This window comes from Magnetospirillum moscoviense, from assembly GCF_001650635.1.
GTDB lineage: Bacteria > Pseudomonadota > Alphaproteobacteria > Rhodospirillales > Magnetospirillaceae > Magnetospirillum > Magnetospirillum moscoviense.
Genome location: NZ_LWQU01000128.1, coordinates 39,804 through 49,492 on the forward strand (window position 1 = coordinate 39,804; position 9,689 = coordinate 49,492).

A 9,689-nucleotide genomic window follows, 5' to 3' on the forward strand; every position below is an offset into this window, starting at 1 on the left:
GTATCAGCCCTCGCCGGTATCACATAGGTACCATTCAGGCCTGATGCCAGGCGGCAAACTCGGTCAGTACGGCCGGAATGGCCCCGATCAGATCCTCGGCGATCAGGCCGGGACCGATGCTCGACGCCGCCCGTCCGTGCAGCCACACCGCGGCGGCCGCCGCCTCGAAACAATCCATGCCGGCCGCCATCAGGCCGCCGGCCAGGCCGGCCAGCACGTCGCCGGCTCCGGCGGTGGCCAGCCAGGGCGGCGCGTTGGCGTTGATCACCGCACGGCCGTCGGGATGGGCGACCACGGTGTCGGGGCCCTTCAGCAGCACCACCGCCCCGGCCCGTTCGGCCGCCTGGCGGGCGCGATGCAGCCGGCTGCCGGTCAGCTTTCCGAACAAACGCTGGAACTCGCCGTCATGGGGGGTCAGCAGCACCTGGGCCGACAGATGGCGGAACAAGGCGTCGGCCGAGCCGGCGAACACCGTCAGCGCGTCGGCATCCAGGATGCAGGTGCGCCCGGCGGCCAACACTTCGCGGACATGATGACGCATCTGGTCGTCGCGGCCGCCGCCCGGCCCCAGCACCCAGACATTGCGCCTGGTGTCGGCCAGCAGGGCGGTGAAATGGTCCAGCCCGGCGACGATGGTGCCGGGATCGCCGGCCCGATAGGTGGCGAGCGCAGGTGGTGGTGCTGCGATGGTCGCCAGCCCCGCCCCGCCGCGGCGCGCCGCCAGGGCGGCCAGCCGGGCCGCGCCGGTCATCTCGGCACCGCCCACCACCACCACATGGCCGCGCGCATATTTGTGGCCGGCTGCCTGGGGCCAGGGGAAGGAATCGGCCCACAATTCGGGGCCGTTCTCCCACGCCGCCGGCTCGACCTCGGCCAAGACCTGCTCGGGGATGCCGATGTCGGCCAGTACCACCTCGCCGCATTTCAGCCGGCCGGGCAGCAGCAGATGGCCGGGCTTCAGGCGGAAGAAGGTCACCGTCGCCACCGCCTGCGGCGCACAGCCCAGGATGGCGCCGGAATCCCCATCGACCCCCGACGGCACGTCGGCGGCGATCACCGGCACGCCCCGCTCATCGACCGTTTCCACCATCTTCGCGGCGATGCCGTCCAGCGGCCGGGCCAGGCCGGCGCCGAACAGACAATCCAGCACCAGATCGGCCCGTTCAATGATATCAATGGCTAAGGGCTCGATTCGATGGCGCCAGCGGGCCGCCATCAAGGCGGCGTCACCTTGCAGGTTGACAGCGTCGCCCAGCAGCCCGACCCGCACCGCATAGCCGGCACGGTCCAACAGCCGGGCGGCGACAAAGCCGTCGCCGCCATTGTTGCCCGGTCCGCACAGCACCGCCACCCGGCAAGCCGGGAACCGGCGCATCGCCTCGCGGGCCAGGGCCCAGCCGGCGGCTTCCATCAGACGCTCGCCGGGGATACCGCCGGCGATGGCCAGCGAATCGGCGCGATACATCTCGGCGACCGACAGAACTTCGTTTGCCATGGTGCGCCTCCACTACCGCTTGTCCTTCAAGGGTACGTCCGATCGCCCCACAGGGAAAGCGCCAGCCTTGCAGCGCTGCCTTGCCCTGGCCTGGGGTTTGGGCTACCACGGATACAGCAATCGCCTGGGAGGCATTCCCGTGAGGGTCCTGGTTCTCGGCGCCGGTGTCGTGGGCACCGCCGCCGCCTGGTATTTGGCCCGCGCCGGCCATCAGGTGACGGTCATCGACCGCCAGCCCGCCGCCGGCATGGAAACCAGCTTCGCCAATGGCGGGCAGATCTCGCCCTGCCATGCCGAGCCGTGGGCCAGCCCGGCGGTGATCGGCAAGATCGTGCGCTGGCTGGGCAAGGACGACGCGCCCTTGCTGTTCCGCTGGCGGCGCTGGGACCCCGATCTGTGGCTGTGGGCGGCGCGCTTCCTGACCAATTGCACCGGCCAGGCCCTCGAGATCAACCTGGAACGCACGCTGCGCATCGCCATCTATTCCCGCGCCAAGCTGGCCGAGCTTCGGGCCGAGCTGGGGCTGGAATACGACCAGCGCCGCCTGGGCATCCTGCATGTCTATCGCAGCGGGCGCGAATTCGACCATGCCTGCCACGCCGCCGACCTGATGCGCCAATACGGATTGTTCCGCCAGGTCAAGACCTCTAGCGAATGCGTGTCGCTGGAACCCGCGCTGGCGGCCGTCGGCACCCGTCTGGCCGGCGGCATCCACACCCCCGACGACGAAAGCGGCGACGCCCACAAATTCACCCAATTGCTGGCCGGCCATGCCGCCCGCATCGGCGTGACCTACCGCTATGGCGTCACCATCAACACCTTGTTGACACAAGGCGACCGGGTGACCGGCGCCGCTACCGACCAGGGCGAGTTGTTGGCCGACGCCACCATCCTGGCGCTAGGCAGTTGGAGCCCGCTGATGGCCCGCCCGGCCGGGCTGCGCCTGCCCATCGTGCCGGCCAAGGGCTATTCGATCACCGTTCCGGTCGATGGCCGCAAGGGGGCGCCGTTCGTGTCGATCACCGACGACGAATACAAGATGGTCTATTCCCGCCTGGGCGACCGCCTGCGGGTGGCCGGCACCGCCGAGATGGCTGGCCATGATCCGTCCTTGAACGAGCGGCGCTGGAACCTGATCCGCGAGCGGGCCAAGGGCCTGTTCCCCGATGGCGGCGATTACGCCCGGGCCGAGCCGTGGGCCGGCCTGCGCCCGGTCACCCCCGACAGCGTGCCGCTGATCGGCCCGACCCGGCTGAAGGGCCTGTGGCTGGATACCGGCCATGGCACCCTGGGCTGGACCATGGCCTGCGGCTCGGGCCGGCTGCTGGCCGACATGGTGTCGGGGCGTCAACCCGAAATTGACACCGAGGGGCTGGGGTTGGATCGCTTCAAGCTTTTCATTTAAATACAACGCCCTAAGAAGCGCGTCTGTAACTGGGGCAAAAGTCCGGGCGATCAGGCGGCGTAGCGCGCGGCGATCAGCGAGGGGAGTCCCGGCACGGCGTTTCCGACAGCGGCGCCGAGGCGGTCTCCCAGGAAATCCCAGAACGAGATGCCGAGCTTGCGGCAGGTCTTGGCGAGGCCGAGGAAGGCGTCGCGGCAGTCGCGGCCCTGGTCGCTGCGGGTGTACGGCACCGGCAGCAGCTCGGCCTGGCGGTCGGCCAGCCACTGGGCGCGCGCCGGCCCCTGGCACTTGGGGCAGTGCCGGTTGCGGCAGGAATTGTACCCGGCCGGATCCGGGCCGCGCTGGTCGCAGAATCAAAAAGCCAGCAAGTCGTTGGACTTGCAGGCTTATTTGTTGGTTGCGGGGGCTGGATGCCAATTTTGGACATCAAAGCCTCAGCCAAGAAAGCAGCAGAATCTCCACGGGGCAACACCCCGCTGCCTTCCATAAACATCACGCGCGGCCCAACGCCTTCCACGAGCCTGAAACCCGAACAAAGCCGGGGGCCACCGAGGCCCGGAGTGCGCCCGGCCATATCCGCCGGCCGGGCGCTACCTAATCTCCTAGGGCTTGACCTCACCACCCGGAGGCGGCGGCGGCATCTCGCCACCCGGAGGCGGCGGAGGCGGCATGTTCGGATCACCACCGGGCGGAGGCGGCGGCGGCATCTCGCCACCCGGAGGCGGAGGCGGCCGGCCTGCGCAAGCTGCCGCTGCCGCTGGTGGTGTTCTGGAACTTCAATCATTTCGTCGTGGTCGAGGGATATGGCGACGGCACGGTCTTCCTGAACGACCCCGCCACCGGACCGCGCGCCGTGGCCGACCTTGAATTCGACGAATGCTTCACCGGCGTCGCCCTGGCGTTCGAAACAGGCCCCGACTTCGTGACCGGCGGCCATCCCCCGGGCGCCTGGACCACCATCAAGGCCAAGCTGGACGGCGTGCGCACCCCGCTGCTGTTCCTGCTGTTCACCAGCATCGCCCTGGCCTTTCCGGTGCTGGTCCTGCCGTCCTTCCAACGGGTCTTCGTCGATTATTACCTGATCGGGCACCTGAACGACTGGCTGGCCCCGCTGCTGGCGGCCATGGCCGCCGCCGCCCTGTTGCGCATGGGGCTGACCTGGCTGCAGCAAGAGCATCTGCTGAAGCTGCAGACCCGGCTGTCGGTGACCTCGTCGTCGCGGTTCTTCTGGCACGTTCTGCGCCTTCCCATCGGCTTCTTCGCCCAACGCTATGGCGGCGAGATCGCCACCCGCGTCCAGTTGAACGAGCGCGTCGCCACCTTGATCGGCGGCGACCTGGCCTCGGCCGGGTTGAACGCGGTCACCATGGTGGCCTTCGCGCTTTTGATGCTGCAATACGACGTTTTGCTGACCCTGGTCGGCCTGGCCTTCGCCGGCGCCAATCTCGCCGCCCTGCGGCTGGTGTCGCGCCGCCTGTCGGACGCCAATCAGAAATTGCTGCAAGATCGCGGCAAGCTGTCGGGCATCGCCACCCAGAATATCGGCATCATCGACAGCTTCAAGGCCTCGGGGATGGAAGGCCTGTTCTTTGGCCGCATCGCCGCCTATCACGCCAAGGTGGTCAGCGCCGAACAGAATCTGGCGCGCCAGCGCCTGTTCCTGCAGGCCGCCCCCTTGCTGCTGGGGGGCATCGCCTCGGCGGCGATCCTGACCGTCGGCGGCTTCCGGGTCATGGAGGGAACGCTGAGCATCGGCATGCTGGTGGCGTTCCAGATGCTGATGGCCCAGTTCCAGGCCCCGGTCACCGGCCTGGTCGGGCTGGGCGGCCAACTGCAAGAGGCCGAAGGCTATGTCAACCGGCTTGACGACGTGCTGCGTCATCCGCGCGCCCCCGAGTTCGCGGCACCGCCGGCTCCGGCGCGCAAGCTGACCGGCCGGCTGGAGGTCCGCGATCTGGTGTTCGGTTTTTCCCCGCTCGACCCGCCGCTGATCGAGGGTTTCTCGCTTACTCTGGCGCCGGGCGCCCGCGTGGCGTTGGTGGGCGGCTCGGGCTCGGGCAAATCAACCATCGGCAAGCTGCTGGCCGGCTTCTACCGCCCGTGGTCGGGCGAGATTGTGTTCGATGAAGTCCCGATGGACCGACTCGGGCGCGAAACCCTGCGGACCTCGCTGGGGATCGTCGATCAGGACATCGCCCTGTTCGAAGGCACCATCCGCGAGAATTTGTCCCTGTGGGACGACACCTTGCCCGATGAACGCATGGTCCGCGCCGCCAAGGACGCGGCCATCCACGACGTCATCGCCGGCCGGGCCCAGGGCTATGATTCCCCGGTGTCCGAGGGTGGGCGGAACTTCTCGGGCGGGCAGCGTCAGCGCATCGAGATCGCCCGCGCCTTGGCCGCCGAGCCCTCGATCCTGATCCTGGACGAAGCGACCAGCGCGCTGGACGCGGCGACCGAGGTGGCGGTGGTCGAGAATTTGCGCCGCCGCGGCTGCACCTGCATCATCATCGCCCACCGCCTGTCGACCATCCGCGATTGCGACGAGATCGTCGTGCTCGAGCGCGGCCGCATCATCCAGCGCGGCACCCACGACGCGATGATGGCGGCCGACGGCCCCTATCGCCGCCTGATCGAGCATTGAGGGCGCCATGACCAGCCAAGCCCCGGTTCCCACCGCCCTTCCCCCCAGCCTGCTTGCCGGCGGCAAGACGCAGGATCTGGCGGCCAATCAGGTTCTGGCCTTGACCGGTGAAAGCGGGCTGTGGCTGGTCGAGACCGGCGAATTGGATGTCTTTGCCGTCGATCGTGACGCCGACGGCCGGCCGGGGGTGCGACGCCACCTTGCCACCGTGACCACGGCCGGGCTTCTGGCCGGGCTCGACTGGCCGGCCGACACCGCTATCAACATCGATATCGTCGCCATCAGCCGGGGCGCCCGGTTGTCCCACATCACCGCCGAGACCCTGCCCTCGGTCTCGGACCCGGCCGCCCTGTCGAGCCTGGGCCAAGCCCTGGATCGCTGGATCATCGGCCTGACCGCCGGGCTGACCCGCTTCTTCGCCCTGCGGTCCGCCGCCATCCTGCCGCTGGCCCCCGGTGCTTCCGTCACCGCCGCCGAAGGCACGCTGATCGGCTGCCCGCGGGGACTGATCTGGGCGCTGGTCTCGGCCGGTTCGGCCCGTTATCTCGGGGTCGAATCGCTGGCGGCGGCCGACCAGCCTCTGGTCCCGCTGACCCATGACAGCTGGTTGACCGCCGACCAAGGCGGCGCGACGCTGGTGGGCTATCCCACCGCCTCGCTGATGCAGACGCCGCACTGGCTGGCGCGCGCGCGCATCTTCCACCGGGTGTGGCTGCAAACTCTGGCCCGTAGCGTCGCCCACGAGGCCCTGGCCGAGGAACGGCGGCTAGACCGGCGCAACGGCGAGACCCAGGACGCCGTCGACGGCACCCTGACCCGCCTGGTCGGCCTGGTCGGCGAGGTGGTCAAACCCAGCCCGGTTCACGACCCCGACAATGCCTTGGCCATCGCCTGCGCCGCCGCCTGCAAGCCGCTGGGGATCACCATCGAGGCGTCTCCTCTGATGGTGCGACGGCGAACCGGCGACCGCCAACTGACGGTCGAGGACGTGGCGCGCATCGCCCGGGTGCGAGTGCGCCAGGTCGCCCTTCGCGGCCAGTGGTGGCTGCAAGATCTTGGGCCGCTGGTGGCCTTCGTCGATGATGACGGCCAGCCCGTCGCCCTGATCCCCGGCGGCGACGGCAAGTACCGGCGGCAATCCATCGACGGCACCGCGCCGCGCGTCATCGACGCCACCATGGCCGAGGATCTGGCCCCCATGGCGTGGAGCTTCTATGCCCCGCTTCCCGAAGGCCGGGTCACCGTGGCCGAATTGCTGCGGATGGGGTTGCGCAACCAGACAGCCGATCTGTTGACCGCCGGGGCGGCGGGGATTGCCGGCGGATTGCTGGGGCTGGCCTTGCCGCTCCTCACCGCCTGGGTCTTTCGCGACATCATTCCCGGTCATCTGGATGGTCAGCTGCTCCAGGTCGGCTTGGCCCTGATCATGGCGGCGACGGCGACCACCATCTTCAAGATCGTCGGCGACGTCGCCCTGCTGCGCATCGAGGGGCGCATCGCCGGGCGTCTGCAGGCCGGCATCATCGACCGATTGCTGCGCCTGCCCTCCAGCTTCTTCAACACCTATTCGACCGGCGACCTGGCGCTGCGCACCTTGACGGTCGAGACGGTCCGCAAGGCGCTGACCGGGCTGGTACTGTCGTCGGTCCTGGCGGCGGTGTTCTCGCTGTTTTCCTTCGCGCTGCTGTTCTGGTACCAGCCGGCCGCGGCGGCGCTGGCCGGGCTTTTGTTCCTGCTGGTGCTGGGGGTGTCGGCCTGGGCCGGCGCGCGGCAATTGAAGGCCATCTTCGAGGGCGAGGCCATCTCGGGCAACATCAACAGCCTGGTGCTGCAGTTGGTCAACGGCGTCCCCAAGCTGCGCATGGCCGGCGCCGAGGACCGCGCCTTCGTCCGCTGGGGCAAGGTCTTCGCGGAATTGCGGGCCCGCATGGTGCGCATGCGCCGGATCGCCAACGCCTATACCATCTTCCTGGCCGGGTTCGACATCGTCGCGTTGGGCCTGATCTTCCTGGTCATGGCCGGCGCGGCCGGAACCGACATGGATACCGGCTCGTTCCTGGCCTTCGTCACCGCCTTCGCCATGTTCATGGGGGCGACCACCCAGATGGGCCGCGCGGTGATCCAATGCTACAACGTCGCCCCGATGATCCAGCGCGCCCGCCCGTTGCTCGACACCGCGCCCGAGGTCGATTCCAGCAAGACCGACCCTGGCCAACTGAGCGGCGGCATCGAGGTGACCGGAGCGGTTTTTCGCTATGATGCCGGCGGCCCCAAGGTGCTGAACGGATTGTCCGTGGCGGCCCGGCCCGGCCAGTTCATCGCCTTGGTCGGCCCGTCGGGTTGCGGCAAATCGACCTTGATGAAGCTGATCCTGGGGTTCGAGCGACTGGAAGCCGGCGGAATCTTCTTCGACGGACACGATTTGCGCACGCTGGATATCCAGGCGGTTCGCCGCCAGATCGGCGTGGTGCTGCAATCGGGCCGGCTGATGCCGGGCACCATCTACGAGAACATCAAGGGCGCGTCGGACGCCAGCGTCGATGATGCCTGGGAGGCCGCTGCCATGGCCGGGCTCGACGGCGACATCAAGGCGATGCCGATGGGCATGCACACCGTGCTGACCGAAGGGTCGGCGGCGCTGTCGGGTGGCCAGGTCCAGCGGCTGCTGATCGCCCGCGCCGTGGTGGCGCGGCCGCGCATCCTGCTGTTCGACGAAGCGACCAGCGCCTTGGACAACCTGACCCAGGCGGTGGTCACCGAAAGCCTGTCGCGGCTGTCGGTCACCCGCATCGCCATCGCCCATCGTCTCAGCACGGTGAAGGATGCCGACCGCATCTTCGTGATGAAGGACGGCAGGGTCGAGGAACAAGGCACCTACGACGAATTGATGGCCCGCAACGGGCTTTTCTCTGAACTGGCCCGCCGGCAACTGACCTGATTGGGAGAACGGCAATGCGCAAGGTATTGGTGATATTGGGGCAATTGTCGGACAGCGACGTCGAGTGGCTGGCCCAGGCGGGAACGCGCGAAAAAGTCGCCGCCGGCCGGGTGCTGATCGAGGAGGGCCGCCCGATCTCGTCGCTCTATATCCTGCTCGACGGCCACATGGCGGTGTCGCTGAAGGGCATCGGGACGGTGGCGACCTTGAGTTCCGGCGAGATCATGGGCGAGATGTCGATGATCGATTCCCGGCCGCCCTCGGCCTCGATCACCGCGCAGGACGATTGCCTGGTCCTGGCCCTGTCGCGCGAGGCCCTGCAGCAAAAGCTCGATACCGACGTGGCCTTCGCCGCCCGCTTCTACCGGGCCATCGCCACCTTCCTGTCCGACCGGTTGCGCGGCACGGTGCAACGGCTGGGCTATGGCGACAGCGGCGCATCGCTGGACGAGGATGTCGAGCTGGAAGGCGAGCTTGATCTCAACGTGCTGGACAACGTCCACCTGGCCGGCGCCCGGTTCGAACGCATGCTGAAGACCTTGGGCGGATCGAGGTGATTTCGGACCTTGCGGCGGGATGATGCCAGAAACGCGAAAAGCCAGCGACCCGTTGGGGTTGCTGGCCTCAGATTGCTGACAAAGCCCTCGCCTTTGGCGGGGGCTTTTGATTCAATGGGGCATGCTCAAAAAACCGACGCCCCAACAGACGGAACTTGAGATGGTGACGATCGCGTCGCTGGTTCCGTCGGACCATCTGCTGCGTAAGATCGACGCGGCGATCGACTTCTCGTTCATCCACGACCGGGTGGCGCATCTGTATTGCCCCGATAACGGGCGTCCGGCGCTGGACCCGGTGGTGTTGTTCAAGATGCTGTTCGGGATGCGCTCCGAGCGGCAGTTGATGCGGGAGATCCAGGTCAACGTGGCGTATCGCTGGTTCCTTGGCCTGCGGCTGACCGACAAGGTGGCGGACGCCTCGACGCTGAGCCAGAACCGGCGGCGGCGGTTTGCCGACAGCACGATTTACCAGGACATTCTGAATTGATACGCCATTGACGATTTAACCACATCCAGCAGCGGTAGTTTTATGGAGTGCTCTGGTTTTCCCCCCTCCTGCTCCAGGTACTCCCTCATAGGCGTTAACATAGCGCACACACTTGGCGTTTTCGCTTTCTTGGGGTGTCGGCGAGGCGTACAGCGAGGCTGGT

At 67.9% G+C, this 9,689-nt stretch carries 5 protein-coding genes and 3 pseudogenes; 5 read left to right on the forward strand and 3 right to left on the reverse strand.

Annotated elements, in window-relative coordinates; all coding sequences use genetic code 11:
- Window positions 1-34: 34 nt before the first annotated feature.
- Window positions 35-1,495, reverse strand: coding sequence for a bifunctional ADP-dependent NAD(P)H-hydrate dehydratase/NAD(P)H-hydrate epimerase (locus A6A05_RS07925; protein WP_068499178.1), 1,461 nt, complete (start codon window positions 1,493-1,495; stop codon window positions 35-37).
- Between A6A05_RS07925 and A6A05_RS07930 the strand changes: the two genes are divergently transcribed.
- The gene (locus tag A6A05_RS07930; RefSeq protein WP_281193247.1) at window positions 1,494-2,900 is read left to right on the forward strand and encodes a D-amino acid dehydrogenase; all 1,407 of its coding nucleotides are present in this window, start codon (window positions 1,494-1,496) and stop codon (window positions 2,898-2,900) included. The genes A6A05_RS07925 and A6A05_RS07930 overlap by 2 nt on opposite strands.
- Before the next feature lie 50 nt (window positions 2,901-2,950).
- Here A6A05_RS07930 and A6A05_RS20745 read toward each other — a convergent pair whose 3' ends face one another.
- Window positions 2,951-3,130 (reverse strand): hypothetical protein, encoded by a 180-nt coding sequence (locus A6A05_RS20745; RefSeq protein WP_068499180.1) that lies wholly within the window; start codon window positions 3,128-3,130, stop codon window positions 2,951-2,953.
- A pseudogene (locus A6A05_RS20075) lies at window positions 3,122-3,250 on the reverse strand (transposase zinc-binding domain-containing protein); the annotation flags it as partial. The pseudogene A6A05_RS20075 and the gene A6A05_RS20745, both read right to left, overlap by 9 nt.
- Before the next feature lie 380 nt (window positions 3,251-3,630).
- On the opposite strand from A6A05_RS20075, the pseudogene A6A05_RS07940 reads away from it, so the two are divergent.
- The 4 genes and pseudogenes from A6A05_RS07940 to A6A05_RS07955 form a co-directional block, all read left to right on the forward strand.
- Window positions 3,631-5,544, forward strand: a pseudogene (locus A6A05_RS07940) (NHLP family bacteriocin export ABC transporter peptidase/permease/ATPase subunit); the annotation flags it as partial.
- Between the two features lie 7 nt (window positions 5,545-5,551).
- Window positions 5,552-8,482 carry an NHLP bacteriocin export ABC transporter permease/ATPase subunit gene (locus A6A05_RS07945; protein WP_068499182.1) on the forward strand — a complete coding sequence of 977 codons (2,931 nt, stop codon included), beginning with the start codon at window positions 5,552-5,554 and terminating at the stop codon, window positions 8,480-8,482.
- A 14-nt stretch (window positions 8,483-8,496) separates the two neighbouring features.
- On the forward strand, window positions 8,497-9,039 hold the full coding sequence (locus A6A05_RS07950) for a cyclic nucleotide-binding domain-containing protein (RefSeq protein WP_068499184.1): 543 nt from the start codon (window positions 8,497-8,499) through the stop codon (window positions 9,037-9,039).
- 121 nt (window positions 9,040-9,160) lie between these two features.
- Window positions 9,161-9,523 (forward strand): annotated as a pseudogene (locus tag A6A05_RS07955) (transposase); the annotation flags it as partial.
- Between the last annotated feature and the right edge of the window lie 166 nt (window positions 9,524-9,689).